A 26424-nucleotide genomic window follows, 5' to 3' on the forward strand; every position below is an offset into this window, starting at 1 on the left:
CGCCCCGACGCCCGAGCACCGACCACTGATCCGAGGGAGCCGCTCTTGCCCACGCTGCGCACCACCGACCTCTCCGCAGACCTCCGCGCCGACCACCTCGCCCGCCTGAAGGGCGCCGGTCCGGACGCGCCGCTGGACGTGCTGATCGTCGGCGGCGGGTCCTCCGGGGTCGGCGCGGCGTTCGACGCCGCCACCCGCGGCCTGGACGTGGGCATCGTGGAGGCCCGCGACTGGGCGTCCGGCACCTCCTCGCGCTCCTCCCGCCTCATGCACGGCGGCCTGCGCTACCTCGAGATGCTGGACGTGAAGCTCGTCTACGAGGCGCTGCGCGAGCGGGACCTGCTGCTGACCAAGACGGCCCCGCACCTGGTGCGGCCGCTGCGCTTCGTCTTCCCGTTCTTCCACAAGGTGATCGACCGCGGCTTCATCGGCGCCGGCGTCACGATGTACGACGCGATGCAGTCCCTGGGCCGCAAGCGCGCGGTGGCCGGCCACCGCCACCTCACCCGCCGCTCCATGGCGGCCACCATCCCCGCGCTGGACGATCAGAAGATCGTCGGTGCCGTCGAGTATGCGGACGCGCAGTTCGACGACGCCCGCCTGGCGATGATGCTCGTCCGCTCGGCCGTGGACCACGGGGCGCTCGCCGCGAACTACACGAAGGTCGTCTCCTACCTCCGGGACGGGGACGGCCGCGTCTGCGGCGCCCGCCTGCGCGAGGAGATCACGGGCGAGGAGTTCGACGTCCACGCCCGCGCCACGGTCCTGGCCGGTGGTGTCTGGACCCAGGAGCAGCAGGATCTGGCCGGGGCCGAGGAGGGACTGGAGGTGCTCGCCTCCAAGGGTGTCCACATCATCGTGCCCAAGGACCGGATCGAGGCCGACCCGCACACCGGCGTCATCACCAAGACGGAGAAGTCCGTGCTCTTCTTGATCCCGTGGGACGAGTACTGGGTCATCGGCACCACGGACACCCCGTGGAAGGAGGACGTGCGGCATCCGGCGGCCACTGCGGACGACATCGACTACGTGATCGAGCACGCCAACGAGATCCTCAAGGAGCACCTGACCCGGGAGGACGTGATCGCCACCTATGCCGGGCTGCGGCCGCTGCTGCAGCCGGTGAAGACGGCCGACGACGGCGGCTCCACCAAAATCTCCCGCGAGCACACCGTCACCGAGGTGGCTCCCGGGCTCACCGCGGTGGCCGGCGGCAAGTGGACCACCTACCGCGCCATGGCCGAGGACGTCATGGACTTCGTCACCCGCGAGACCCATCCGACGCGCCCCAGCCTCACCGAGCACATTCCGGTGCTGGGCGGCCTCGGCTACGCCGAGATCGCCGAGCAGGCGGAGCAGATCGCCGAGGACTACGGCTTCGACGAGGTGCGCACGGACCGCCTGCTGTCCCGCTATGGCACCGTCCTGCGGGACGTGCTCGCACTGATCGACGCGGACCCCGATCTGGGCCGGCCGCTCGAGGCGGCGCCGCGCTATCTGCGTGCCGAGATCGTCTACGCGGCCCGCGCGGAGGGCGTGGTCCGACTGGACGACGTGCTCGAGCGCCGCACGCGCCTGTCCACCGAGGTCCCGGACCGCGGCGTGGCCGCCGCCGATGAGGTCGCCGCGATCGTGGCAGCCGAACTCGGCTGGGACGAGGCCCGCCGGGCCGCCGAGGTGGAGCGCTACCGGGGACTCATGGACGCCCGCCGGCGCGGCGAGCAGACGGACTCGGACGCGGCGGCCGCCCAGGCGCTCGCGGCTGCGGACGCGGACCCCACCGACTGACCTCGGCCCGCTCCCTCAAGTGGGGAGGCGGGGCCAGTGGTGCCGCGGCGGACCGCCGCGTCGCCGCAACACTCCCGAACCGACACAAGGACTGAACATATGGGAACGATCTTCCTCCACGAGATCGCGGGCACGGCCATGCTGCTGCTGCTCGGCGTCGGCGTCGTGGCCAATGTGACGCTGACGAAGACGAAGGGTCACGGCGGCGGCTGGCTGCTGATCAACTTCGGCTGGGGCCTCGGTGTCTTCGCCGGTGTCTACGTCGCCTTCTCCACCGGCGCCCACCTGAACCCGGCCGTCACCGTCGGCCTGCTCGCCAGCGGTGCCGCGGAGTACGCCCCCGGCATCGCCGTGACCTTCGGGCACACCGTGGCCTACCTGGTGGCCCAGATGATCGGCGGCTTCCTCGGAGCCGCCCTGGCCTGGCTGGCCTACCGCGACCACTACGCGCAGGAGGAGGACCCGGCCACGATCCTCGGCACCTTCGCCACCGGCCCGGAGATCCGCAACCCCGTGTGGAACATGATCACGGAGGTGATCGCCACCTTCGTGCTGGTGTTCGTGATCCTCATGTTCGGCAACACCCCCTCCGGCCTCGGCCCCCTCGCGGTGGCGCTGCTGGTGCTGAGCATCGGCGCCTCCCTCGGCGGCCCCACCGGCTACGCCATCAACCCGGCCCGTGACCTCGGCCCGCGCATGTTCCATGCCGTCGCACCCATCCCGAACAAGGGCGGCTCGGACTGGGGCTACGCCTGGGTGCCGATCGTCGGCCCCCTCGTCGGCGCCGTTCTGGCCGGCCTGGCCTCCATGGCCTTCGCCGCCTGAGGGCCCCGCACGCCTGAAACCGACCCCGAGCTTCGAAGGAGAAGCCCATGTCCGCTGACAAGACCGACAAGTACGTCCTGGCGATCGACCAGGGGACCACCTCGTCCCGGGCGATCGTGTTCGACCACGACGGCACCATCGTGTCCCTGGGGCAGATGGAGCACAGGCAGATCTTCCCCAGGGCGGGCTGGGTCGAGCATGACCCCATGGAGATCTGGAAGAACACCCGCGAGGTGATCGGCCAGGCCCTGTCCCGCGCGGACATCACCCGCGACGACCTCGCAGCCGTCGGCATCACCAACCAGCGCGAGACCGCGGTGGTGTGGAACAGGAAGACCGGCAAGCCCGTCTACAACGCGATCGTCTGGCAGGACACCCGCACCCAGAAGATCTGCGACCGCCTTGCCGGAGACGACGGCGACGACAAGTACAAGGAGCGGGTCGGCCTGCCTCTGGCCACCTACTTCTCCGGGCCCAAGGTCACCTGGATCCTGGAGAACGTGGACGGTGCGAAGGAGGCCGCGGAGAACGGCGACCTGCTCTTCGGCACCACGGACTCCTGGGTCGTCTGGAACCTCACCGGCGGCAGGAACGGCGGTGAGCACGTCACGGACGTCACCAACGCCTCCCGCACCCTGCTGATGAACATCGACACCCTCGACTGGAACGAGGACATCGCCGCGGACATGGGTATCCCGATGTCCATGCTCCCGAAGATCGTCAGCTCCTCGTCGGACCAGATCGGCACGGGAGGCCCGCACACGCTGATCAAGGGAGTGCCGATCTCCGGCATCCTCGGCGACCAGCAGGCGGCGACCTTCGGTCAGGCCTGCTTCGAGGAGGGCCAGGCGAAGAACACCTACGGCACCGGCAACTTCATGCTGATCAACACGGGCGAGGAGCTCGTGCACTCGGAGAACGGCCTGCTGACCACGGTCTGCTACCGGATCGGGGACCAGAAGCCGGTCTATGCCCTCGAGGGCTCGATCGCGGTCACCGGCTCGCTCGTCCAGTGGCTGCGGGACAACCTCGGCCTCATCAAGGACGCCCCCGAGATCGAGAGGCTCGCCGAGGAGGTCGAGGACAACGGCGGCGTCTACCTGGTCCCCGCCTTCTCCGGCCTGTTCGCCCCGTACTGGGACTCCTCGGCCCGCGGTGCGATGGTCGGCATGACCCGCTACGTGAACAAGGGTCACATCGCCCGCGCCGTGCTCGAGGCCACCGCCTTCCAGACCCGCGAGGTCATGGACGCCATGAACGCGGACTCCGGGGTGGACCTCACCGAGCTCAAGGTGGACGGCGGCATGGTCAAGAACGAGCTGCTGATGCAGTTCCAGGCGGACCTGCTGCGCGTGCCCGTCGTCCGGCCGAAGGTCATCGAGACCACCGCCCTCGGCGCCGCCTACGCCGCCGGCCTGGCCGTCGGATTCTGGGAGTCCCAGGAGGAGCTCGCAGAGAACTGGTCCGAGGACACGCGCTGGGAGCCGCAGATGGACGAGGAGGAGGCCGAGCGGCGCCTGCGCCTCTGGAAGAAGGCCGTCGACCGCACCCGCGGCTGGATCGACGAGGACGTGGACGCTCTCCAGGAGAGCTGACCGACCGGCGCACGGGGCAGGGCCGCCGCCGCGACCCGACCCCGTCCGGAAGGGGCGACGACGGCATGCCCGGTGCGTGCCGTCGTCGCCCCTTCCGCTCTCCGCCTGTGCGGAGGCCCCGCCCCGGGGGCGCGGCGGGCGGCTTCGTATGATGGAGACGATGACCCCCACGAACGCCGCCCCGCCCAGCCCTGCCCACCGTTCCTCCTTCGAGATCGAGACGCTCACGGCCCAGGACGCCTCGCGCACCACCGTGGAGCACGTCGCCGGCGTGCTCGCCGAGGCCTTCGCCACGGACCCGTTCACCACGGGGCTGCTGCCCGGCGACTCGGACGGCCACGCAGCCCGCCTGTCCGTGAAGTTCGTCCGGATGATCAGGTCCATGCTCGCCGAAGGCTCTGACGGCCTGCCGTGCGGCGCTGTGGACGTGGCCGTGGATCCGGCCGACGGCTCCGTCCTGGGCGTCGCCCTCTGGGAACGCCCCGGACACTCGGACCCCACCTGGCGGGACCAGCTCAGCCGTGTGCCCACCTACGTGCGCACCCACGGCGCCAGAGCCTGGGACGCGCTGCGCACCACCGCCGCCTGCGACCGCGCCCGCCCGTCCGAGGACCACTGGTACCTGACCGAGCTCGGCACCACCCCGGCCGCCCGGGGCCGCGGGGTCGGTTCCGGGCTGGTCAAGCACCGCATCGCCCACGCACGGCAGCAGGGGGTGGGCGTGTACCTCGAGTCCTCCACCCGGGACAACGTGCCCTTCTACGAGAAGCTCGGGTTCGAGGAGGTCGAGACGATCGGGACCAAGGGCACGAACGACCTGACCGCCATGTGGCAGAAGGACTGAGACGCATGCAGCATCCCGTCCCCGACTACCTGCGTGGGGTCCTGGAGTCCATCCGCCACCTGGAGCACGGAGAGGTCGCGCAGTACATCCCGGAGCTCGCGCAGGCGGACCCCCGTCCCCTGGGTGCGGCCGTGGCCACCGTCACCGGCCGGCTCCACTCCGCCGGTGACGACCGGACCGAGTTCACCATCCAGTCCATCGCGAAGCCGTTCGCCTACGCCGCCGCCCTCGCGGACCGGGGTGTGGAGACCGTGGACCGCTTCGTGGGCCTCAACCCCTCCGGCGAGGCCTTCAACGAGCTGTCCCTGGAGGCGGAGTCCAAGCGGCCGGACAATGCGATGATCAACGCCGGCGCGCTGGCCACCCACCAGCTGCTCGTGGGACCGTACGCCGGGCGTCAGGAGCGCATCGACCGTGTCGTCTCGCTGATGTCCACGCTGGCCGGCCGGCAGCTGAGCATCGACCACGCGACCTTCGAATCGGAGATGAACTGCGCGGACCGCAACCTGGCGCTGGCCCACATGCTCCGCAGCCACGGCATCCTGCACGACCGCGCCGAGGACATCGTGGCCGGCTATGTGGCGCAGTGCTCCGTGAGGGTCACCGTGCGGGACCTGGCCGTGATGGGTGCCTGCCTCGCCGCCGGCGGTGTGCACCCCCTCACCGGTGAGCGCGTCCTGGGCTCCCTCGTCACGCGTCAGGTGCTCTCCGTGATGTCCGCCTCCGGCATGTACGACGCCGCGGGCGAGTGGCTGACGGACGTGGGCATCCCGGCCAAGTCCGGCGTGGCCGGCGGCGTCATGGGAGCCCTGCCCGGGCAGGTCGGCATCGGCGTGTACTCGCCCCGCCTGGACGAGCACGGCAACTCGGTGCGCGGCATGGAGTTCTTCCGCCGCCTCTCCGAGGACCTGAACCTGCACCTGATGGAGGCCGACCCGCTCGGCGCCACCGTGGTGCGTTTCGTCCGCCGTGAGGACGACGCCGTCCGCCTCCACCTGCAGGGCGTGATCCGCTTCGGCGGTGCCGAGGCCGTGCAGGCGGCGCTCGTGGAGATCAGCCAGGAGCGCCCGGAGCGTGTGGTGGTCAGCTTCGAACGCGTGGACCGTGTGACGGACGTCGGCCGCCGCATGGTGCAGGAGGGCATCCGTCGCCTGCGCGAGGACGGCCTCACCGTGGATGTGGAGGATCCGGACCAGCTCTTCTGAGACCACCCTCACGACCCTCTGTGTTCTCGCACGCGAGGGGTGTTGTTCACCTGCCGTTCATGTCAGGATGGGGGGCCATCGCTGTCCCCGACCCTGCGAGAACCACGATGCAGCTCACCCTGAACCACGCCGTGCCACGCCGCCGTGCCTCGGCCGGGCCCCTGACGCGCTGGTTCGCGCAGCCCACTGTGGCCTCAGGCGTGCGCTGGGCGCGGCCGCCGAAGAGGACGTCCACGGTGAGCCTGCGCGCCCTGCTGCGCGGCCGCCGCAGGGACCCTGCCCCGACCCGTCTGGCGCGCACGGCCTGGCTCGGCGCCGGGCTGCTGCCGCTGGCCGGCTGCGCCAGCTCCTTCGTGATCGGCGCGTCCAAGGGCACCCCGGTGTTCGAGGGGACCTCCTACCGGGGCGGCTTCGAGGCCGGCTGGGGCAACGTCCTCAACCAGCCCGCCTACTTCACGTGGTGCTCGAACGCGGTGGTCGCGGTGACCTCCCTGGTCCTGGCCGCAGCCCGGCGCGCTCCCCGCTCGGACGCCTTCTGGGCCGTCCGCGCCGCCGGACTCGGCTCGGTGATGGTCACGGGGCTGGTCTACAACACGGTGCTGCGCGGCCACGGGCAGGACACGCTACTCTACCGTGCCAACGACGCCGTCCAGCACGTGGTGAACCCGCTGCTCGCCCCGGTCGTGTGGGCGGCCTTCGACCCCCGCGGCCAGCTCAACCGCCGACGCCGGCTCCTCGCCGCCGCCCTGCCTCTCACCTGGACCGGGGTCACCATGGCCCGTGGCCCGCGCGTGGACTGGTATCCGTATCCGTTCCTGGACGTGAAGCGCTACGGCCTCACGGCCGTCTCCGGCGTGCTCGCCGGCATCCTGACCCTGTTCTCCGGGCTTCTCATGGGCCTCACCGAGGCGGACAGGCTCCTCTCCGCGCACCGCGGGGACCGCTGAACGCCGGCCACGGCCGGGGCGTGCGCACGGGGGTCCGGGCGGAGGTCCGGCCCCTGGCGTGCATGCCGCCGCGGCCGGACCCCCGCCCCGTCAACGTCAGGCCGGGAAGACGTCCTCGATCGGGGTGTCGCCGTCCACGTACTCGACCTGGCGGCCGATGCTCTCGCCCGAGGCGAGGGCCGCCACGATCGTGCGGGCCACATTGCCGCGGGAGGTGGCGGAGGAGTCCGCCACCTGTTCGCGGGAGGGGTTTGCCGCGATCCGGCCGGTCGGCTCGTCCAGCGTGAGGGCTCCCGGGCCGAGGATGGTCCAGTCCAGGCCGGAGCCGCGCAGGTGCTCGTCCGCCTCGGCCTTCGCCTGGGCGTAGGCGTGGAAGTCGTCGTCCTCCGGGACTCCGTGGTCCAGGGAGGCACCCAGGTAGGAGACCATCACGTAGCGGTCCACGCCTGCGGTGCGCGCGGCGTCCATCGAGCGGATCGCGGCGTCCCGGTCCACAGCCGTCGTGCGGGCGGGGTTCCCGCCGCCGGCGCCGGCCGACCAGACGACGGCGTCCTTCCCGTCGAAGGCGGCGGCCAGCTCGGTCTCGTCCGCCTGCTCCACGTCCAGCACCAGCGGCTCGGCGCCGGTTGCCCGGACCTCGTCCACGTGGTCCGGGTTGCGGATCACGGAGGTGACGGTGTGCCCGGCCTCCACGAGCAGGGGTGCGGCGAGCAGGGCCACCTTGCCGTGGCCGCCGATCAGGATGACATCGGCCATGATGAAGCCTCCTTGAGAAGTCGATTGCAGGTGTCCCGCGTGCAGCGGGCCTGCCGGTCCCTTCATTCCCCGCCGGCTCAGCTCTCCGCCTGACCGTGCCTCCAGTACCCCATGAAGGAGACGTGGGTCTTGGGGATCCCGCCCTCGCCCACACACAGACGGCGGAGGCCGCGCACCATGGCGGACTCGCCGGCGAGGAAGACGTAGGTGTCCGGGCGCTCGGCACCGGAGACCGGGTCGACCTCCGCGATCGTCCACTCGCGCTGCCGGCCCTCGGCCGGCGGGGCCTCCGGCATGACGGCGGCCGTCTCGCCGTGCCCGTGGCCGCGCAGTCCCAGCAGCGCCGCCACGCGCCCGTGGGCCCAGGACCCCTGGGGCAGGTCCGTGCCGGAGGGGAGGTCCCCCCGCCCGTCGGCGACGCCGCGATGTCCGAGGTGCAGGCGGACCCGGCCGTGTTCGGCGACGGCGAGCGGGCGGGAACGGTCCCAGGGCTCAGGCACGGCCAGGCGCTCGGCGATCAGATCGGTGTGGCCGGTTCCGGCGGGTAGCTCCAGGACAAGGTCGGCCTCGCCGTCGAAGCCGCCGAAGGGGTCGGCGAGCTCCTCGGCCACGGACAGCAGGGCCGGGACCGCGGTCTCGTCTCCCACGGCCAACACACGGCGTGCGCCGGTATCCCGCCACCCGGTCCACGCAGGTGCCTCCGCGCCGGGCACGAGGACATTGACCTCGTCCCCGGCGGAGACGGAGCGCGCCCAGCGCAGTCCGGGCCCCTGGTGGGGGTCGTCGGGGGCGCCGTGCAGGACCACATCCAGGGTGAGCGAGGGGACAAGGCGTCCGTCCAGGCGCACACGCCCGGCCGAGCGCACCGTGTACGTCCGCATCCAGCCGCGCTCGGCTTCGGGGATCGCCAGGAATCCGCTGCGGAACCCGTGGGACAGGTCCGGGTCCGCGGAGACTCCGCCCGGCGGCGGGACGAGGACCTTCACGTAGGCGTCCCGGCGAGGCCGGGAGCCCCGGTAGAGCTGATGGAGGTCCGGCGCCCCCGGGGGCAGGAGCCCGAGCAGCTCGGCGCTCGCCCGTTCCAGGTCCGTCCCTGCGAGGACGATGCGGCGGAAGCCTCGGCAGGGCTGCTCCACGGACACCACGCGGGTGTGGGCGACGGTCATGCCTTCGGTCATCGGTACTCCTGTGCGGTGGGGGAAGCGGGGGCGGTGCGGGGCGGCAGACGGTCTCCGATGCCTCGAGGCAGCACCACCGGGTGTCCGAGCAGCGGGTCCGGCATCACGTCGGCATCCAGCCCGAAGACGTCGGCGAGGACCTCGGGCACGAGCACCTCGGCGGGGCGCCCGGCGGCCACGACCTGCCCCCGGACCATCGCCACGAGGTGGTCGGCGCAGCGGGCGGCGAGATTCAGCTCGTGCAGGACGGCCACCACCGTGGCCCGTGGCGCGGCGGCCGGTGGGGCTCCGGCGGTCTGTGCGGGGCCGTTGTCGGCGGGTCTGCTGGCGTGGGGTCCGGCACTCTCCGGTGGTGCCGCGGATCGCGGGTCCGGCAGGAGCCGGACCAGGTCCAGCACGTCCACCTGGTGGGCGAGGTCGAGGTAGCTCGTCGGCTCGTCGAGCAGCACCACTGGGGTCTGCTGGGCGAGCACGAGGGCGAGCCAGGCGCGCTGGCGCTGCCCGCCGGAGAGGGAGGTGACCTCACGGTCGGCGAGCTCGGTCAGCGCCGTGCTCTCCAGGGCCGCGGCGATCGCCGCATCGTCTCCGTCCCCGCGGCCCCCGAGAAGGCCGCGATGCGGGTGGCGGCCCCGGGCCACGAGTTGGGCGACCGTCATCCCCTCGAGCGCTACCGGATGCTGGGGGAGGAGGGCCACCGTGCGCGCGTACTCCCGTGCTCCGGCCCCGGACAGGTCCTGGCCCAGGACCTCGATGTGTCCGGCCCGCAGCGGCAGCTGCCGGGTGAGGCCCCGCAGCAGCGTGGACTTGCCGCAGCCGTTGGCCCCGATGATCGCGGTGGTCGCCCCGGCAGGCAGGTCCAGGTCGATCGGACCGACGACGGGCGGCGCGGAAGCCGGGCCGTAGCCGAGTTCCACGCCGCGCAGGCGCAGGCCGACCGTCGGGGTGTCCGGGTCGGTGCGGGCGGTGGTCATGCGCGTCCTCCTCTTTCACGGCCCTGGCGCAGCAGCATCCAGAGCATCAGTGGGGCACCGGCGGCACCGGTGAGCACTCCGGTGGGCAGGCGGGCGCCGTCGAACAGCAGGGCGGTCGTCTCCGCGGCCAGAAGGTCGGCCAGGACCACCATGGCGGCACCGGCCAGCGCAGAGCAGGTCAAGGAGGGACGGCCGCCGGTGAGGAACTGAGCCGCCGGGCCGGCGAGCAGCGCCACGAAGGCAAGCGGCCCCACCGCTGCGGTGGCGGCCGCCGCGAGTCCGGCGCCGACGATCAGGGCGGCTGCGCCCGTCCGCCGAGGCCTCGCCCCCAGGGCTGTGGCCGTGGGCAGGCCCAGATCGACCGGAGCGAGGGCGCGGTGCAGCAGACCGGCGGCAGGCAGGAGCAGAGCCGTCGCCGCCGCCAGCAGCGCGATCCTCCCCCAGGTCACACCGTTCAGGGAGCCGGCCAGCCAGACGGTCGCCGCCTGCAGGTCGTGCTGGGACAGGGATAGCATGGTGCCGGCCACGATCGCCTGCCCGGCCGCGCCGACGGCGATGCCGGCCACGATGAAGCGCTCCCCGCCGATCGACCGTGCAGCCAGGAACACCGCTGCTCCCGCTGCCAGGGCCCCGACGAGGGCGGCCGCCGAGCGGGCGAGGTCGGAGCCCCCGCCCATCTGGGCGGCAGTGGCCGCGAGCCAGGCCACGACGGCCGCGGCCGCCCCGGTGGTGACGCCCAGGATGTCCGGGGAGGCCAGCGGGTTGCGCAGGGTTCGGCGGTAGAGCGCCCCCGAGGCGCCGAGGGCCGCACCGGCGAGCATGGCGGCCACGGCGCGAGGGAGCTTCTCCTCGAGCACGATGAAGCTCGCCCCCGCGATCGTCTGGCCGGACAGGATGCGCACGAAGTCGGCGGGGGTCACCTGATAGGCGCCCCAGAGCACTCGCAGAGCGGCGAGGACGAGCAGCGTCACGCTCAGGCCTGCCACGGCCGAGCCGAGCCGGAGCCGGTCCGCCCGCCGCATGCGGGACACGGCACGGTGGGCCGACACGCCGGTTCCGCATGCCGCGGTCACAGAGGAGCGGGGCATCATGCGGCCACCCCGGTCCGACGGAGCAGGACCAGCAACACCGGCACACCGATCAGCACGGTGGTGACGCCCAGATGCACCTCGCCCGGTGCCACGACGGTGCGGCCGAGCAGATCCGCGACGATCACGAGCACGGCGCCCCAGAGGGCGCTGCCGCAGAGGAGCATCCGCGCGCCCTGCGGACGGAGGCGTCGCAGGGCGTGGGGGACCACGAGACCGACGAACGCCACCGGGCCGGCCAGAGCGACGGCGGCGGCGGTCAGCACCACGACGGCGGCGAGCAGCACGGCGCGCACGTGCCCCGGCCGGGAGCCGAGTCCGTGGGCGAGGTCCTCGCCCAGGGCCAAGGCGTCCAGGCCTGACCCCACCGCGATCGCGGCCAGCACGGCGGCGAGGATCACGGGGGCCAGCAGGAGGGCCTCGGACAGCTCGGCCCTGGCAACGGTGCCGATGCTCCAGAACCGGAGTCGGTCCCGCACCGCGGGGGACAGCACCAGCAGGGCGGTCGTCACCGCGGTGGTCCCGGCGGTGACTGCGGCGCCGGCGAGCACCAACGCGATGGGAGACGGTGCCCCCGGCGTGCCGCCGATGCGCGTCGCCGCGGATGCGCAGGCGTAGACGAGGGCGGCGGCGCCGGCCGTCCCCAGCGCGGCGAGACCCAGCGTCGCCGGGGCGGAGGCGGGGACGCCGAGCGCGAGACCGATCGCCATCGCCAAAGAGGCTCCGCCGGACAGGCCGAGCAGCCCCGGGTCCCCGAGCGGGTTGCGAGTGGCGCCCTGCAGGCAGGCACCGGCCACGGCCAGGGAGGACCCGACCAGCGCTGCGGTGACGGTGCGGGGCACCCGGGAGGCGACGGCGGCGGCGTCGATGCCTCCGGGCAGGGGCTGTCCGGAGAGCATCGCCGTCAGGGTGCGCAGGGCCGTCGTCGGGTCCACGGTGCGGGCGCCGAGCGCCAGCCCGGCGACCGCCGCCACCGCCAGCAGGCCGAGCGGGAGCACCACGGGCAGGACGGCGGCAGCCATCGGCACGGCCGAGCGGTTCCGGTGCTCTGTCGTTGGGGCGACGGAAACAGGGGTCATGGGCGGCGTATCAGCCCTTCGAGGCCGCGGCGGCCTCGGCGAGGGGCGGGACGATCTCCTTCAGTGCATACGGGATGGACAGGGGCGAGATCGCGGACACGGAGAGCACCTGCTGCTCGTCCACCTGGAGGACCAGCCCGCCGGACTCCACCGCCGGGATCTTTCCGAGCAGGGGGTCGGACTCGATGTCCTTCCGCACGTCTTCGGACGCGGCCCAGGAGACGAACACGTCCGACTCCAGCTCGTCGGCCCGCTCAGGGGACCAGGTGAAGAAGAACTCCTGGTCCTTCGGCGAGTTCTTTCGCACCACCTCTGCCTGCTCCATGCCCAGCAGTTCCAGGAACTTCGGGCGGTTGTCCACATCCGTGTAGATGCTGATCTGGTCCGCCGCGGCCGGGTCGATCGTGCCGTACACGAACGTGGCGCCCTTCAACGCCTCATGCTCGGCACCGGCCTCGGCGATCTGTCCCTCCAGGTCGGAGACCAGCTCCCTCGCCTGCTCCGCGCGGCCCAGAGCCCGGCCGATGATCTCCGTGGACTGCTGCCACGAGGTGCCGAACGCCGGGACGTCCTTCGGATAGGCCACAGTCCGGGCGATCTTGGACAGACGGTCGTAGTCCTCCTGCGTGATCCCGGAGTAGACCGCCAGGATCAGGTCCGGCTTCACCGCGGCGATCGCCTGCACGTCCAGGCCGTCCGCCTCGGACCAAGTGGTCGGGCGCTCTGCGCCGTCGATCTTCTCCAGGGCGGCGTCGAACCAGTCGGTGGACTTGTTGCTGTTGCCCCCGAACTCCACGGCGGCCATGCCCACCGGCACCACGCCGAGGGCGACGCAGACGTCCTGGTTGACCCAGGAGACCGTGACAACGCGCTGCGGTGCCGCCGGGATCTCGGTGCTGCCGTAGACATGCTCGATCGTCACGGGGAAGGTCTCGGCGTCTGCACCGGACGAGGACGACGCGGAGGTGGTGGAGGAATCCGAGCCGCCGGCCGGGCCCGTGGCGCAGGAGGCCAGGAGCAGTGCCAGGCTGGATCCGCCCGCGCCCAGGAGGGTGCGGCGGGAGAGCTGGGAGGAAGACGGCACGGAGAGAGCCTTTCTCTGGGGCGGTGCCCCGTCGTCGGGCGACGGCGGGGGTGCGGACACGGCGTCGGCACGCCCGGCCCCCTGGGAGTAGGGCCGTGACGTGCCGACGACGCTCACGGGTCGGCTCTGTGCGGCGGCTGGACGAGAGCCCGCCGACGGAGCCAGCGGCACTCGAGTTCGATTACGGAACATCGATATGCCCTAATGCGGGAGGTTAGCCCACCCTAAGTTCTCCGGACAACCAGGACTCACCGCAGATTCTCCTGGCAGTTGCCTGGGAGGGGCTGCGCGGGCCCGGCTGCGCTCGCCGGGCGCCGGGCACCCGGCGCCGGTCCCGGGGGCACGTATGGCAGGCGTCCGGCGTCCGAACGGATACCGTGGACCTGTGAGTCAGCAGAACACCTCCTCCGCCGGCGGCGATCAGCCGCGCCCCGCCGACCACGGTGCGCGGGTCGCCTCCATGTTCAACGGCATCGCAGGCCGCTACGACCTGATGAACCTGGTCATGACGTGGGGGCAGGAGCCGCGCTTCGTCCGCCGCACGGTGGACCACGCGCACATCCCGGCCGGCGGCCGCGTCCTGGACCTGGCGACGGGCACGGGGGACATCGCCCTCGAGGTGCTGCGCCGAGACCCGGACGCCCGGGTGGTCGGCGTGGACTTCGCCCCCGAGATGATGGAGGTCGGCCGCGCCCGGCCGAACGGGGACAGGGTGGAGTGGGTCGAGGCCGACGCCATGGACCTGCCCTTCGAAGACGAATCCTTCGACTCCGTCACCCACGGCTATCTGCTGCGGAACGTCGCTGACATCCCGACCACGCTCGCCGAGCAGTTCCGCGTGCTGCGTCCCGGCGGGTGGATGGCGGCGCTCGAGACCTCTCCGGCGCCCGACGACGTCTTCAAGCCCTTCTCCACCTTCTACATCCGGAACGTGGTGCCCCGGGTGGCGAAGATGATCACGAAGACCCCGGAGGCCTACGCCTACCTCTCCGAGTCCAGCCGTGCCTTCAAGTCCCCGGCGCAGATCGCCGCGCTGCTGGAGGACGCAGGCTTCGTGAACGTGGGCCACGAGACCTTCCTCTTCGGCACCCTGGCCGTCCACTGGGCCATGAAGCCGGTCGTCTGATGAGATGCACAGGATCCGACTCGGCGATCTCGGTGATCACGGCGTAGGATCGTCGCGACGTGGACAGATAACGGTTTCATCACAGACAATTCCGTCATAGGGTGACCGCACCGTCGGGTCCCCGTTCCCCTCCGCCGAAGGGCGGCCCTCTGCCCCATACGAAGGAGCCTCCAGTGACCGAGCCTCGGACCGTCGGCACCCCCACCTCTGTGGCCGAGCTGCAGGAGATCCTCCCGAAGCTGTCCCACCCGGACGGCTCGCCGGTGCGCGCCCTGGTGGTGGACGACGAGCCGATGATCGCCGACCTCATGTCCATCGGCCTGTCCCTGTGCGGCTGGGAGGTCGTGGTGGCCCATGACGGCGCGACCGCTCTGGAGAAGAGCAAGGAGAAGCAGCCCGACGTCGCCGTGCTGGACATCATGCTCCCGGACTTCGACGGGTTCGAGGTGCTGGACCGCCTGCGCGCGTTCTGGCCGGACCTGCCGGTCATGTTCCTCACCGCGAAGGACTCCACGGACGACCGCATCTCCGGCCTGGCAGCCGGCGGCGACGACTACGTCACCAAGCCGTTCTCCATGGAGGAGGTCCTCATCCGCCTCCACCGCCTCGTGCAGCGCTCCGGTCTGATGGCCGCAGCCAACGAGGTGATCGTGGTCGGCGACCTGGTGATGAACACCCGCACCCACGAGGTGACCCGTGGCGGCGACCTCATCGACCTGACCGCCACCCAGTACAACCTGCTGCAGTACCTGATGCTCAACGTGCGCACCGTGCTCTCCAAGTCCCAGATCCTCGACCACGTCTGGGGCTATGACTTCGGAGGCCGGGCGAACATCGTGGAGCTCTACATCTCCTACCTGCGCAAGAAGATCGACGTCGGCCGTGACCCGATGATCCACACGGTCCGCGGCGCGGGCTATGTCATCCGACCGGCCTGAACCGGTCCCGGGCACACCGACCGCCCCGGCCCCTGAGCGCAGGCGGGAGGCGGGGCGGCCGCAGTCCCTGGCGGTTCGCATCTCGGCAGGGCTCGTCGCCTTCGTCACCCTGGTGTTCTGCCTCTACGCGGTCTTCACGCTGAGCGTCGCCGAGCAGACCATCCGGGACAGGATCGCAGAGGATCTGGGGGCCACGCTGCACCGCGCCTGGGTGCAGCTGGAGCACCGTGGACCCACAGCCGGGTTCAGCGCGCCGCTGTCCGCCATGGGCGCCGGGACGCCCCTGCCCACCGGTGCCGGCCTCGAGTCCGGCACGCTGGTGACGATCGCCGCGGAGGAAGGGCTGTCCGATCACTCCGGCCAGAGCGTCGACGGCTACATCCTGGATGCGGTGGGCGGCCAGCGTGCGCTCACCTCGAAGGAGAGGCGTGAGCTGATCGATGGCCTCGCAGACGGCCCGGTGGAGGAGGCCACCGAGGTCGACTTCGAAGGGGCGGCCTACGTGGTCCAGGGGAAGCGTCTGTCCCCCGCCGTCGCGGCGGCCTCCGGGGGTCGCTTCCTGGTGGTGGGCGTCCCGATCGACAGCCAGCTCAAGGTCCTCAACGACAGCCGCGTCGGCACCCTCGGCAGCATTGCGGTCGTCATCATCGTGGTGGCCATCGGCTCCTGGGCGTGGGTGCGCCGATCCCTGGGGCCGCTGGCGGACATCTCTGCCAGCGCGAACGCGGTCTCCGCGCTGCCGGTGGGCACACCGGGGGTGCATCTGGCGGACTATCGGGTGCCGGAGTCGGCCAGCCGCCGCGAGGACGAGATGGCCGTGGTGGCCTCTGCGTTCAACCACATGCTCACCTCCATGGACGAATCCCTCGACGAGCGCCAGCACCTCGAGGACAAGCTCCGCCGCTTCGTGGCGGACGCCTCCCACGAGCTGCGCACCCCGCTCGCCTCGATCCGCGGCTATTCGGAGATGATCGGCTTCACCGAGCCGCTGTCCGAGCGGGGCCGTGAGTCGCTGAACCGGGTGCTGGCGCAGTCGGACCGCATGACCCGGCTCGTGGACGACCTCCTCTTCCTGGCCCGCATGGACCGAGAGGAACAGCGCCGCCTCGCCTCCGGAGGGCCCGGCGACACCGAACGCCGCCTCGTCTCCGTGGCCGAGCTCGCGGTGGACGCCGTCGCGGATGCCCGGGCCGCTGCGCCGGACCACGAGTGGGACGTGGAGATCTCGGAGGAGAAGCTCTCCCAGGGCCCCAGGGTCTGCGGTGACCTGCACCAGCTCGAGCGCGTGGTGGGCAACCTGCTCTCCAATGCCCGCAAGCACACCCCTGCCGGCACCACGGTCTGGGTGTACGTGGACGTGGTCCCGTTCCCGGAGGCCCCGTCCGGCAGGGGCGTGCGTCTGGTGGTGCAGGACGACGGCCCCGGAGTCCCCGAACAGATCATGCCCGTCCTCTTCGACCGCTTCATCCGCGCCTCGGCCGCCCGCGAGCCGGTGGAGGGCTCCACCGGCCTGGGTCTGGCGATCGTCAGGGCCGTGGTGGAGGCCCACGGCGGCACCATCACGGCGGACTCCGAGCCGGGTCGCACCCGCATGGTGGTGACCCTGCCCGCCGTGGACGACGACGGCACTCTCCGCGGCTGACCCGGCCGTGCCGCAGCCGGCCCCGGCTGCCGACCGCATCGGTCAGCGCATGTCCTGGGCCGCTGCGATGACGGCCTCCGTCAACCGGTCCAGCGAGTCCGGTCCGGAGTTCCAGCGCTGCCAGTGCAGCTCCACGTCCATGTCCCCGAGGTCCGGGATGGTCGTCAGTTCCGGGTGGGTGCCCTCGAGCACGCCGGCCGGCATCTGGGAATCCGGGATCATGCCCCAGCCCAGGCCGCCGGTCACGGCGCGATAGTAGGCGGTGACCGAGGGGATCAGATGGTGTGGGGGAGTGCCGAGGCCGGCGCGGACGAGCACCTGGTGCTGGAGCAGATCGCGCACGCCGTAGTCCACCGCCGGGAGCGTGGTGAGGTCAGGGGTGCCGTCCTCCCTCCGGTGCAGGTCCGCGAGGAATCGGGTGGTCACTGCGTGGTACCGCATGGTGCCCAACGGGACCACCACGCAGCCGGAGACCGGCTCCGGGACCGCCGTGACCACCGCCATCACGGTGCCGGAGCGCAGCAGCCGGGCCGTGTGGGCCTGGTCCTCGGCGTGGATGTTGAGGACCACGTCGTCCCAGGTGGCGGCCCGTTTGAGGACCCCCAGGAACCAGGTGTCCAGAGAGTCTGCGTTCACGGCGATCGGCAGACGGGTGCGGCCCTGCTCGCCCACACCGAGGGTGCTGAGGGCGTCGTCCTCCAGCGCCAGGACCTGACGGGCCAGACGCAGCATGTGCTCGCCGGCCGAGGTGGCCTGCACCGGCACGGTGCGCGTCAGCAGGACCTGGCCGACCTGCTTCTCCAGGGCGCGGATGCGCTGAGAGAGGGCGGAGCCGGAGATGCGGAGGGAGGCGGCGGCGGCGTCGAAGGTGCCTTCGTCGACGGCGGCGGCGAGGGCGCGCAGGTGGTCGGAGTTCACACGAGCACAGCCTACGCCAAGGTCTGAAGGACAGCTTCAGAACCTGAAGGATTCTGCGCTGGAGGCGGTTGCCGAGGCGCTCCTACTCTCTTCCCGTGACCATCTTCGCCACCGGGTTCCTGACCAACCTCGCCCTCGTCGTCGCCGTGGGCGCGCAGACTCTGTTCCTGCTGCGCCAGGTCGTCCGACGAGACCGCGTGCTGCTCTCGCTCGGCATCTGCCTGGCCGGTGACATGATCCTGCTCGCCGCCGGAGTCGCCGGCGTGGGAGTCGTCGCCGACGCTGTGCCGTGGCTCATCCCCGCGATGACCGTGGCCGGCATCGCCTACCTGCTCTGGTTCGCCTTCGCCTCCCTGAGGTCGGCCTGGAAGGGACAGACCACCCTCGCCTCCGCGGCCGCCGAGGCCCAGCAGAACGACCCGGAGCACGCGCCCTCCCTCACCGATGTGGTCACCCTGACGGGCCAGCTGCCGGTCATCGACAGCGAGATGCTCGCCGCCCACCGCTCCGGACACCTCACCGAGGACGGCACCGTCCACCGGGCCCCGCGCTCCGGTGAGCCGGCCGAGCCCGCCCGCCCGTCCGTCGTCGTCAAGCCCTCCGGCAGCGGCTCGGTGGCCGTGCAGGCCACGCCGAAGGTCCGGACGGTCGCCCTCGACGCCCCGCAGACCCCGCTGGGCAAGGCGATCATGCTCGCCCTGTCCGTGTCCCTGCTGAACCCGCACGCGATCCTGGACATGGTCGTCATGCTCGGCACCGTCTCCCAGGCCTACGGAGACGGCCGCTGGCTGTTCGCCGGCGGTGCCATCCTCGCCTCCACGCTGTGGATCGTCCTGCTGGGCTGGGGCGGCACCAAGATCGCCCCGTTCATGAACTCGCCGAAGATGTGGCGGATCGTGGACTCCGTGGTGGGCGTGCTGATGATCGGCATCGCGGTGAAGATCACCTTCACCCTGTTCTGATCCCCGCGGGTGTTGAATGGACGGCATGCCCGCCGCTGACGTGAACGACGCCCAGGACCCCGCCGGACCGGACGTGCAGACGATCCGCGTCTCCGCCGTGGTGCTGCGACGCCCGGACGGCCGCACCCTGTCGGTCCGCAAGGGCGGCACGAGGATGTACATGTTCCCCGGCGGCAAGCCCGAGCCCGGAGAGACGGCACGGGAGGCCGCCGTGCGCGAGGTGGCCGAGGAGACCGGCATCCGCCTGCGCCCGGACGAGCTGACCTGCCTGGGCGTCCACGAGGCAGCCGCCGCCAACGAGGCCGGCTTCCGCGTGGTGGGTCACGTCTTCGCCCTCGCCCGTCCGCTGGCCGAGCACGAAGCCCCGGTGAAGGCCGCCGAGATCGCGGACCTGACCTGGCTCGACCCGGCGGCGCCGCAGGCTCCGGACGGCCACGGGCTGGCTCCGCTGCTGTGCTCGGTGCTCGAGGGGATCGCGGCCGACCCGCTGTTCTGACCCTCCCCTCCGCGCGTTCCCCTCCCCTCCGCACTGTCGGTTGAGTTCGGGCCCGTGTTCGGCGCCCGGAGGGGCCTGCCGCCGGCTCAGTCGCGGGCGCGGCCCTCGGTGAGGGGCTCGTCGTGCTCCATCGGCTTGTCCGAACGGCGGAAGACCATCGCGAGGACGGCGCCGGAGAGGTTGTGCCAGATGGAGAAGACGGCGGCAGGCAGGGCGGCGGCGGGGGAGAGGTACTGGGCGGCCAGGCCGGCGGCGAGGCCGGAGTTCTGCATGCCGACCTCGATGGACACCGTGCGGGCCGAGGGCCGCGGCAGGCCGCAGAGGTGGGCGCCGGCGTAGCCCAGTGCGTAGCCGAGGCCGTTGTGCAGGACCACCGCGAGCAGCACCAGGAAGCCGGCGGAGAGCACCGTCTCGGCCGAGTTGCCCACCACCGCGGCGGCCACCAGGGAGATGAAGAGGACCGAGATCCACGGCAGCGCCGGCAGGACGATCTCCACTGCGCGGCGCAGCAGCATGCGGACGACCAGTCCGCCGAGCACGGGCAGCAGCACGATGTTCACGATCGACATCGCCATGGCGCCGGCGTCCACGTCCATGTACTGGCCGGCCAGCCACAGGGTGAGCAGCGGGGTCAGCAGGGGCGCCAGGAGCGTGGAGACGGAGGTCATGGTCACCGAGAGTGCGGTGTCCGCGCGGGACAGGTAGGCGACCACGTTCGAGGCGGTGCCGCCCGGGGCCGAGCCCACGAGGATCACGCCCGCCGCCAGTTCCGGCGGCAGCTCCAGGATCAGGGCCACGCCCAGGCCCAGCAGCGGCATGATCGCGTACTGCGCCACCACGCCGAGCAGGATCGGCAGCGGGCGCTTGAAGACCAGGGCGAAATCCGGCCAGGTCAGGGTCAGGCCCATGCCGAACATGATGATCCCCAGGAACAGGTTGACCTGCGGGATCAGCTGCTTGGTGGCCTCCGGTGCCAGGAAGCCGATCACGGCGGCAGCCAGCACGAGCAGGGGGAAGACGCTGACCGCGAGCCGGGCCGAGCGGTCCTCCGCGGCTCGCGAGCGGGTGGCGGTGGCGGTGCTCATGCAGACCACTGTAGGTCCGGGCCGCGCCTCCGGCCGTGCGCGCGGATCGACGGTTCGTCACCGGATCGCGGAGAATCTCTGCGATCCGGTGACGAACCGTCGATTATCAGCGCCGGGGGATCAGTCCTTCTTCGCGCGCAGCGCCTCGGACCACTTCAGGGCCTTGCCGGTGCGCAGGATGGAGCGCTCGTAGATCTTCGCCGCGAACCAGATCGCCAGGGCGGTGGACGCGATCAGGATGCCGAGGGAGAGCAGGTGCTCCCACATCGCCCCCTGGTCCAGGAACACCCGCAGCGGCGTGGCCACCGGGGCGGAGAACGGCACCAGGGCCATGATCCGCAGGGCCTCCGGGTTGTCGTTGAAGAAGATCACCGCGAAGTACGGGAGCATGATCAGCATCATCACCGGCATCGAGGTGGAGCCGATGTCCTCCTGGCGGGAGACCAGGGAGGCGGCCGCCGCGTACAGCGAGGCGATCATCACGAACCCGATCGCGAACAGCAGCACGAACCACAGGATCGGTGCGCCCAGGCCGTCCAGCGGCAGGACCGCCTCGTTGACCTGCATGCCCAGCAGGAGCACGCCGGCGATCAGCGCCACCTGGAACAGGGCCATCGCGGAGTTGCCGATCACCTTGCCGGCCATCATGGCCTTCGCCGGGATGGCGGCGAGCAGGATCTCCACCACGCGGGACTGCTTCTCCTCGATCACCGAGACCGCGATCTGCTGGCCGTAGGTGATGGCGATCATGAAGAACACGATGCCGAAGCCGAAGGCGATCAGATACTGCAGGCCCGGATTCGGGGCGTTCGGGTCCAGCAGCTCCACGGACGGGGAGACGGAGAGCGCCTCCACCAGGCCGGTCGGCGCGGAGTCCAGGCCGATCACGGCGATGCCCGCCGGGCCGGCGTCGTCCGGGATGACCGCGGCCTCGACGTCGCCGGCGCGCACGGCCTCCTTCGCGGCGTCCGGGGAGTCCACGGTCTGCGGGTCGTAGGCGTCGCCGAGCGCACCCACCGCCTGGGAGGTCTCCGCGGTCACGGCCACCTTGTCGCCGTCGCCGCCGCCGAAGAGGTCGCCCAGGCGCGGGGCCAGCAGCACGGCCAGCAGGAGCAGGCCGAGCATGATCGCGGTGGTCACCACGAACGCCTTGGACATCATCTTGACCTTCATCTCGCGGCCGGCCACCAGGCCGACGGCGGTCCAGAAGGGGGTGCGGCCGGCCTGCGTGCCGGCGCCCGAGGTGCCGGTTCCGCCTGCTGCGGGTCGGTCGTCGTGGGTGAGGATCTGGTTCTGGGTCGAGGCGTTCATCGGGTGACCTCCGTGAAGATCTCGTGCAGGGAGTGGCGGACGGTGCCGAAGCGGGTGACGGTGCCGCGGGCGCTCGCCTCGCGCAGCACCGCGTTGGCGGCCTCCGCGTCGGCGGCCCGGAAGCGGACGTGGCCGCCGTCGAAGCTGGTGACGTCCACACCGGACATGGAACGGACCCAGCCGGTGTCCGTGCCGGCGATCAGCTCCCATTCGGTCTCGGCGTGCTGCTCGATGAGCTCCTGGCGGGTGCCGTTCGCCACCACGCGGCCGTCGGCGAGGATGACGAGCTCGTCGCAGAGCCGCTCCACCACGTCCAGCTGGTGGGAGGAGAACAGCACCGGGACGCCGGTGTCCGCGGTCTCGCGCAGCACCTGCAGGGTGGTGTCCACCGCGTGCGGGTCCAGGCCGGAGAACGGCTCGTCCAGCACCAGGGCGTTCGGCTCGTGCACCAGGGCGGCGGCCACCTGGGCGCGCTGCTGGTTGCCGAGGGAGAGCTCCTCGAGCTTGTCCTTGGCGCGGTGGTTCAGGTCCAGGCGCTCGAGCAGGTCTGTGGCGCGGGCCTTGGCGGCCTTCGCGGAGGAGCCGTGCAGGCGGGCCAGGTAGACGAGCTGGTCGATCACCGGCATCTTCGGGTAGAGGCCGCGCTCCTCCGGCATGTAGCCGATGCCGGCGCGGTAGGCCGCTGTGATGGGGGAGCCGTGCACGAGGATCTCGCCGGAGTCGTGGGAGAGCACGCCCAGCAGGATGCGCATGGTGGTGGTCTTGCCGGCACCGTTGCCGCCCACGAAGCCTGTCATCAGGCCGGGCTTGATGTCGAAGGACAGGTCGTGGAGGACGTGGGTGCCGCCGTAGGACTTGTTGAGGTCTCTGACGCTGATCATGTCTGCCACGTTATGTGCCGCGGACCACCCGGCGGATCCGCCCGGCGGGGGAGATCTGCGACGTCGGCCTGCAGGGGCGGCCTCCTCCTGCCGGGGGAGGAGACGGGTCAGGGCAGGGCGTCGCCTCCGGCGGTGGGAACGGCCCCGGGTCAGTCGGCGAAGCCGTGCTCGAAGGCCCAGATCACCGCATGCACGCGGTCCCGGGCCTGCAGCTTCATCAGCACGTTGGACACGTGGGTCTTCACGGTGGACTCGCCCACGACCAGCTCCTGCGCGATCTCCCCGTTGGACAGCCCGCGCGCCATCAGCCGCAGGATCTCCGTCTCCCGGGCGGTCAGCCCCGCCGTCCCGACGGCGGCACTGGCCTCCGCCTGCCCCGTACCGGGCTCCTCGGCCGGCCCGGGCGTGGAGGCCGGCTCGGGCATGGAGGCCGGCTCGGAGGGGGCGGCCGCCCCGTCCTCGGCAGGGACGACGGCGGGGGTGTCCGCTGTCCCCGCGCCCTGGGCGCCGGTGGCGAGGCGGGCGAGCACGCGGCGGGTGACCTGGGGGTCCAGCAGGGCGTCGCCGCGGCCGAGCACACGGACGGCCTCGATCAGCTCCTCCGGTCCGGCGGACTTCAGCAGGAACCCGGAGGCACCGGCGGTGAGGGTGTCGAAGAGGAAGTCGTCCCGGTCGAAGGTCGTGAGGATGAGGATCGCGGCGCGGGCGTCGGACTCCGCAAGGGCCCGGGTGGCCGCGATGCCGTCCATCACCGGCATCTGCACGTCCATGCAGACCACGTCCGGGTCCAGCTCTGCGACCTTCTCGAGGGCCTCGCGGCCGTCGCCGGCCTCGCCGACCACCTCGAGGCCGTCCTCCGAGCCGAGGATCGCGGCGAAGCCGAGGCGGATCAGGGGCTGGTCGTCCACCAGCAGGACGCGGATGCTCATCGGGTCTCCTCAGCGGATGCGGCGGGTGCGGTGGCGGCGGCCCCGGCGGTCGGCACGGTGGCGCGCACCAGCCATCCTCCGGTGGGCTTGGGGCCGGCGTCCACCGTGCCGCCCACGGAGTCCATGCGCTCGCGCATGCCGCGCAGACCCAGGTGGGTGCCGGGGACCAGGAGCCGGCCCCGGGTGCCGCGGCCGTCGTCGGACACCTCCAGCTCCACGCGGTCCTCCTCGGTGCGCAGGCGGAGCGTCACGGCCGCCCGGGGGCCGGCGTGCTTGCGGGCGTTGGTCAGGCCCTCCTGGGCCACACGGTAGAGGGCCAGCTCGGCCGCGGGCGGCAGCGCCGGGGCCGGCCCGATCCGTTCGAGGACCACCTGCTGCGTGCCCGTGGAGCGTGCCTTCTCGGCGAGCGTGTCGAGGTCGGACAGACGGGGCACCGAGGCGACGGCGCCGTCGTCGTCCCTGAGGGTGTGGACGAGGGACTGGAGCTCCCGCACCGCCTGGCGGGAGGAGTCCTCCACGCCCTTGAGGTGGCCGGCGGCGGCCTCCGGGTCCTTCGCCTGGAGCATGCGGGCGGCGCCGGCCTGTACGCCCATGGCGGTGACGTGGTGGGCCACCACGTCGTGCAGCTCGCGGGCGATGCGCACCCGCTCCAAGGACACCGCCTGCTCGGCCAGCTGCTCCTGCTGGGCGCGGATCTCCGCGTGGGCCCGCTCCAGCTCCTGCCGTTCCATCGCCTGCTGCCAGGCGCGGTCGCCGAACATCCACGCACCGGTGAAGTACGCGGCGTTGATGAGCCACTGGATCAGCAGGAACGCGAAGTAGGCGTTCACACCGCGCTCGCCGGCCGTGCCCGAGGAGAAGCCGAGCACGGAGGCGATCAGCAGCCAGGACGCCATCGCCGCCACGATCGCCAGGCGGACCCAGAAGGCGCGGCGCCGGTCCGGGCACCAGGCGCCCACCGTGTAGAAGCTCATGAACAGCAGCACCTGGGAGGCGTACATCTCCACGCCCACCGACGAGGCCAGGGCGATGTAGGCGGCCGCGTAGAGCACGGCCACCGTCATGGGGGCGCGGCGGCGGAACCCCAGCAGCAGCGCGGCGGCGGCGCCGGTGGCAGCCACCACATGGACGGAGGACCGGTACACGGCGTCCATGCCGGCCCACTGGCCCAGGTAGGCCATCTCCACCGAGGCGATCGCCAGGACCGCCGCGATGATGATGTCCTTGCGCAGCCAGCGCTCCGGCAGGGTGCGGGTCGGGCGGTCGGGTGCCGGCGCGGCCGCCGGGGATGTGCTGTCCGCGGCGGAGTCGGCGTCCGGTCGCGGGGAGGCTGCGGTGGGGACGGACATGACCTCCACCCTAGGCAGGAGCCGGACCGGGCACCTCCGCCTGCAGGGGGAGACGTCGCCTGGAAGGACAACGCCCAGCCAGAAGGAGCCCACAGTGCGTCTGCTCGGGAGTCCGCCGTCAGTGCGTGGACCTGCGGACCTGGGAGGATGGTCGCCGTGACCGAGCATCCTCAGCACCCCCTTCCCGACGACGGCCCCCGCCCCTCCGGCTCCCGGCCCGCCCCGTCCTCGCCCCGTCAGGCCGCCTCCGGCGGCTCCGCGGCGGCGGGCGGATCGGCGTCGCCCGGGGAGCGGCCGACCGTCGGGGATGGGCCGGCCGCCGGTACGGCGACGGGCACCCTGGTCAGCCTGGGCGTGCTCGTGGACCCGGCGATCCCGGACCCGGACCTGAACGTCCTGAAGGAGGACCTGCACGCCACCTACCCGGACCTGGAGTGGCAGGTCTCGGCACTCCCGCACCACCTGGACGACGAGGAGGGCGACTCCCTCGACCTGCTGGAGATCGCCCGCGACCGGATGCTGGACGAGGGCTGGGACCTGGCGGTGGCGGTCCGCAACGAGCCACTGGAGCAGGGCAAGCACACGCTGCGCAGCCAGGTGTCCCCGGCGCACGCGGTGGGCGTGCTGGCACTGGAGCTCGTGGAGGAGCCGGTCGAGGCGGCGGTGGCCCGGGTGGTGGGCAAGATCCTCGGCCTGGACAACGACGAGGACGGCGACGCCCCCACCGAGTCCGAGCGGCGCGCGGCGTCCCGGGCGGCCCGTCAGCTGGCCACGGACGTGGAGGACCGCGGCCGCGAGGTCCCCCTGCTCTACGCCTGGCGCGTGGGTGCGGCGAACCTGAGCCTGCTCTGGCAGACGATCCGCGCGAACCGTCCCTGGATGCTGGCGGCGACGCTCTCGAAGTCCCTGTCCGCAGCGCTCGCCGCGGGCTTGCTGACCCTGATGACCACGGACCTGTGGATGCTGTCCGCGGAGTACAGCGGCATCCAGATGGCGCTGGTCGGCAGCCTCGCAATCCTGTCCGTGACGATCTCGATGATCGTGGGCGCGAAGCTGTGGGAGAAGCCGCGCCGCAAGGGCGAGCGCGAGCAGGTGATGGTCTTCAACATCGCCACGGTCATCACGGTGCTGATCGGCGTCCTCGTCCTGCACGCCGCCCTGACGCTGCTGTCCCTGGTGGGTGCGCTGATGTTCGTGGACGACACGGTCTTCGAGGAGGTCACCGGGGACCCGGCCACGTTCTGGCAGTACTGCAAGCTCGCCTGGTTCATCGGCGGCCTGGCCACGATCGGCTCGGCCCTCGGCGCCGGCCTCGAGGACGACGACGACATCCGCGAGGCCATCTTCACCCGCGGCAGTGCCGGCTGACCCGGGCAGACACGGGCGAGGGGCCGTCGTCGGGAATTCCGCTTCCCGACGACGGCCCC

At 72.0% G+C, this 26424-nt stretch carries 24 protein-coding genes; 12 read left to right on the forward strand and 12 right to left on the reverse strand.

Annotated features, from left to right (window positions below):
- The first annotated feature begins 45 nt into the window (after positions 1 to 45).
- The 6 genes from MLY01S_RS05230 to MLY01S_RS05255 all read left to right on the forward strand — a co-directional run bounded on the left by MLY01S_RS05230 (position 46) and on the right by MLY01S_RS05255 (position 7204).
- A complete protein-coding gene (locus MLY01S_RS05230) occupies positions 46 to 1788 on the forward strand; it encodes a glycerol-3-phosphate dehydrogenase/oxidase (protein WP_067189986.1) in 1743 nt (580 codons plus the stop codon).
- 99 nt (positions 1789 to 1887) lie between these two features.
- Positions 1888 to 2613, forward strand: coding sequence for an MIP/aquaporin family protein (locus MLY01S_RS05235; RefSeq protein WP_067189988.1), 726 nt, complete (start codon positions 1888 to 1890; stop codon positions 2611 to 2613).
- 47 nt (positions 2614 to 2660) lie between these two features.
- Positions 2661 to 4208 carry a glycerol kinase GlpK gene (gene glpK, locus MLY01S_RS05240; protein ID WP_067189990.1) on the forward strand — a complete coding sequence of 516 codons (1548 nt, stop codon included), beginning with the start codon at positions 2661 to 2663 and terminating at the stop codon, positions 4206 to 4208.
- 160 nt (positions 4209 to 4368) lie between these two features.
- Positions 4369 to 5052, forward strand: a complete 684-nt coding sequence (locus tag MLY01S_RS05245) for a GNAT family N-acetyltransferase (protein WP_067189992.1) — start codon at positions 4369 to 4371, stop codon at positions 5050 to 5052.
- A gap of 5 nt (positions 5053 to 5057) precedes the next feature.
- Positions 5058 to 6257, forward strand: coding sequence for a glutaminase (locus MLY01S_RS05250; protein ID WP_067189994.1), 1200 nt, complete (start codon positions 5058 to 5060; stop codon positions 6255 to 6257).
- Positions 6258 to 6493: 236 nt separating this feature from the next.
- Entirely contained in the window at positions 6494 to 7204 is a 711-nt protein-coding gene (locus MLY01S_RS05255; RefSeq protein ID WP_135103297.1) for a Pr6Pr family membrane protein, read from the forward strand.
- A gap of 96 nt (positions 7205 to 7300) precedes the next feature.
- Here MLY01S_RS05255 and MLY01S_RS05260 read toward each other — a convergent pair whose 3' ends face one another.
- The 6 genes from MLY01S_RS05260 to MLY01S_RS05285 form a co-directional block, all read right to left on the reverse strand.
- A complete protein-coding gene (locus MLY01S_RS05260) occupies positions 7301 to 7960 on the reverse strand; it encodes an SDR family oxidoreductase (RefSeq protein WP_067189997.1) in 660 nt (219 codons plus the stop codon).
- Positions 7961 to 8037: 77 nt separating this feature from the next.
- Positions 8038 to 9138, reverse strand: a complete 1101-nt coding sequence (locus MLY01S_RS05265; RefSeq protein WP_067189999.1) for a siderophore-interacting protein — start codon at positions 9136 to 9138, stop codon at positions 8038 to 8040.
- The gene (locus tag MLY01S_RS05270) at positions 9135 to 10109 is read right to left on the reverse strand and encodes an ABC transporter ATP-binding protein (RefSeq protein ID WP_067190001.1); all 975 of its coding nucleotides are present in this window, start codon (positions 10107 to 10109) and stop codon (positions 9135 to 9137) included. The genes MLY01S_RS05265 and MLY01S_RS05270 overlap by 4 nt, the downstream gene beginning before the upstream one ends.
- Complete coding sequence (locus MLY01S_RS05275; RefSeq protein WP_246828861.1) at positions 10106 to 11080, reverse strand: iron chelate uptake ABC transporter family permease subunit; 975 nt, start codon at positions 11078 to 11080, stop codon at positions 10106 to 10108. The genes MLY01S_RS05270 and MLY01S_RS05275 overlap by 4 nt, the downstream gene beginning before the upstream one ends.
- Before the next feature lie 116 nt (positions 11081 to 11196).
- On the reverse strand, positions 11197 to 12219 hold the full coding sequence (locus MLY01S_RS05280; protein WP_087134434.1) for a FecCD family ABC transporter permease: 1023 nt from the start codon (positions 12217 to 12219) through the stop codon (positions 11197 to 11199).
- 67 nt (positions 12220 to 12286) lie between these two features.
- Positions 12287 to 13360 carry an iron-siderophore ABC transporter substrate-binding protein gene (locus MLY01S_RS05285; RefSeq protein ID WP_067190007.1) on the reverse strand — a complete coding sequence of 358 codons (1074 nt, stop codon included), beginning with the start codon at positions 13358 to 13360 and terminating at the stop codon, positions 12287 to 12289.
- Between the two features lie 385 nt (positions 13361 to 13745).
- On the opposite strand from MLY01S_RS05285, the gene MLY01S_RS05290 reads away from it, so the two are divergent.
- The 3 genes from MLY01S_RS05290 to MLY01S_RS05300 all read left to right on the forward strand — a co-directional run bounded on the left by MLY01S_RS05290 (position 13746) and on the right by MLY01S_RS05300 (position 17066).
- On the forward strand, positions 13746 to 14486 hold the full coding sequence (locus MLY01S_RS05290; RefSeq protein ID WP_067190009.1) for a ubiquinone/menaquinone biosynthesis methyltransferase: 741 nt from the start codon (positions 13746 to 13748) through the stop codon (positions 14484 to 14486).
- A 173-nt stretch (positions 14487 to 14659) separates the two neighbouring features.
- Positions 14660 to 15424, forward strand: a complete 765-nt coding sequence (locus MLY01S_RS05295) for a response regulator transcription factor (protein ID WP_067190011.1) — start codon at positions 14660 to 14662, stop codon at positions 15422 to 15424.
- A 112-nt stretch (positions 15425 to 15536) separates the two neighbouring features.
- Entirely contained in the window at positions 15537 to 17066 is a 1530-nt protein-coding gene (locus MLY01S_RS05300; RefSeq protein WP_167635503.1) for a sensor histidine kinase, read from the forward strand.
- Between the two features lie 42 nt (positions 17067 to 17108).
- Here the strand turns inward: MLY01S_RS05300 and MLY01S_RS05305 are convergent, their stop codons facing one another.
- Positions 17109 to 17984 carry an ArgP/LysG family DNA-binding transcriptional regulator gene (locus MLY01S_RS05305; RefSeq protein WP_067190015.1) on the reverse strand — a complete coding sequence of 292 codons (876 nt, stop codon included), beginning with the start codon at positions 17982 to 17984 and terminating at the stop codon, positions 17109 to 17111.
- Positions 17985 to 18079: 95 nt separating this feature from the next.
- On the opposite strand from MLY01S_RS05305, the gene MLY01S_RS05310 reads away from it, so the two are divergent.
- Complete coding sequence (locus MLY01S_RS05310) at positions 18080 to 18946, forward strand: LysE/ArgO family amino acid transporter (protein ID WP_082739739.1); 867 nt, start codon at positions 18080 to 18082, stop codon at positions 18944 to 18946.
- 25 nt (positions 18947 to 18971) lie between these two features.
- Positions 18972 to 19442, forward strand: coding sequence for an NUDIX hydrolase (locus MLY01S_RS05315; RefSeq protein ID WP_067190019.1), 471 nt, complete (start codon positions 18972 to 18974; stop codon positions 19440 to 19442).
- An 86-nt stretch (positions 19443 to 19528) separates the two neighbouring features.
- Here the strand turns inward: MLY01S_RS05315 and MLY01S_RS05320 are convergent, their stop codons facing one another.
- The 5 genes from MLY01S_RS05320 to MLY01S_RS05340 form a co-directional block, all read right to left on the reverse strand.
- Entirely contained in the window at positions 19529 to 20527 is a 999-nt protein-coding gene (locus tag MLY01S_RS05320; RefSeq protein ID WP_067190021.1) for a bile acid:sodium symporter family protein, read from the reverse strand.
- 120 nt (positions 20528 to 20647) lie between these two features.
- Positions 20648 to 21838: an ABC transporter permease gene (locus MLY01S_RS05325; protein WP_082739740.1), complete on the reverse strand. Its 1191-nt coding sequence runs from the start codon at positions 21836 to 21838 to the stop codon at positions 20648 to 20650.
- On the reverse strand, positions 21835 to 22719 hold the full coding sequence (locus tag MLY01S_RS05330) for an ABC transporter ATP-binding protein (protein ID WP_067190022.1): 885 nt from the start codon (positions 22717 to 22719) through the stop codon (positions 21835 to 21837). Before MLY01S_RS05330 ends, MLY01S_RS05325 begins: the two co-directional genes overlap by 4 nt.
- 149 nt (positions 22720 to 22868) lie before the next feature.
- Positions 22869 to 23648 carry a response regulator gene (locus MLY01S_RS05335; protein ID WP_067190024.1) on the reverse strand — a complete coding sequence of 260 codons (780 nt, stop codon included), beginning with the start codon at positions 23646 to 23648 and terminating at the stop codon, positions 22869 to 22871.
- On the reverse strand, positions 23645 to 24997 hold the full coding sequence (locus MLY01S_RS05340) for a sensor histidine kinase (protein ID WP_067190026.1): 1353 nt from the start codon (positions 24995 to 24997) through the stop codon (positions 23645 to 23647). Before MLY01S_RS05340 ends, MLY01S_RS05335 begins: the two co-directional genes overlap by 4 nt.
- Before the next feature lie 156 nt (positions 24998 to 25153).
- On the opposite strand from MLY01S_RS05340, the gene MLY01S_RS05345 reads away from it, so the two are divergent.
- Positions 25154 to 26365: a hypothetical protein gene (locus MLY01S_RS05345; RefSeq protein WP_067190028.1), complete on the forward strand. Its 1212-nt coding sequence runs from the start codon at positions 25154 to 25156 to the stop codon at positions 26363 to 26365.
- The last annotated feature ends 59 nt before the right edge of the window (positions 26366 to 26424 follow it).

The sequence above is a fragment of the Micrococcus lylae NBRC 15355 genome (assembly GCF_001570885.1).
Lineage (GTDB): Bacteria > Actinomycetota > Actinomycetes > Actinomycetales > Micrococcaceae > Micrococcus > Micrococcus lylae.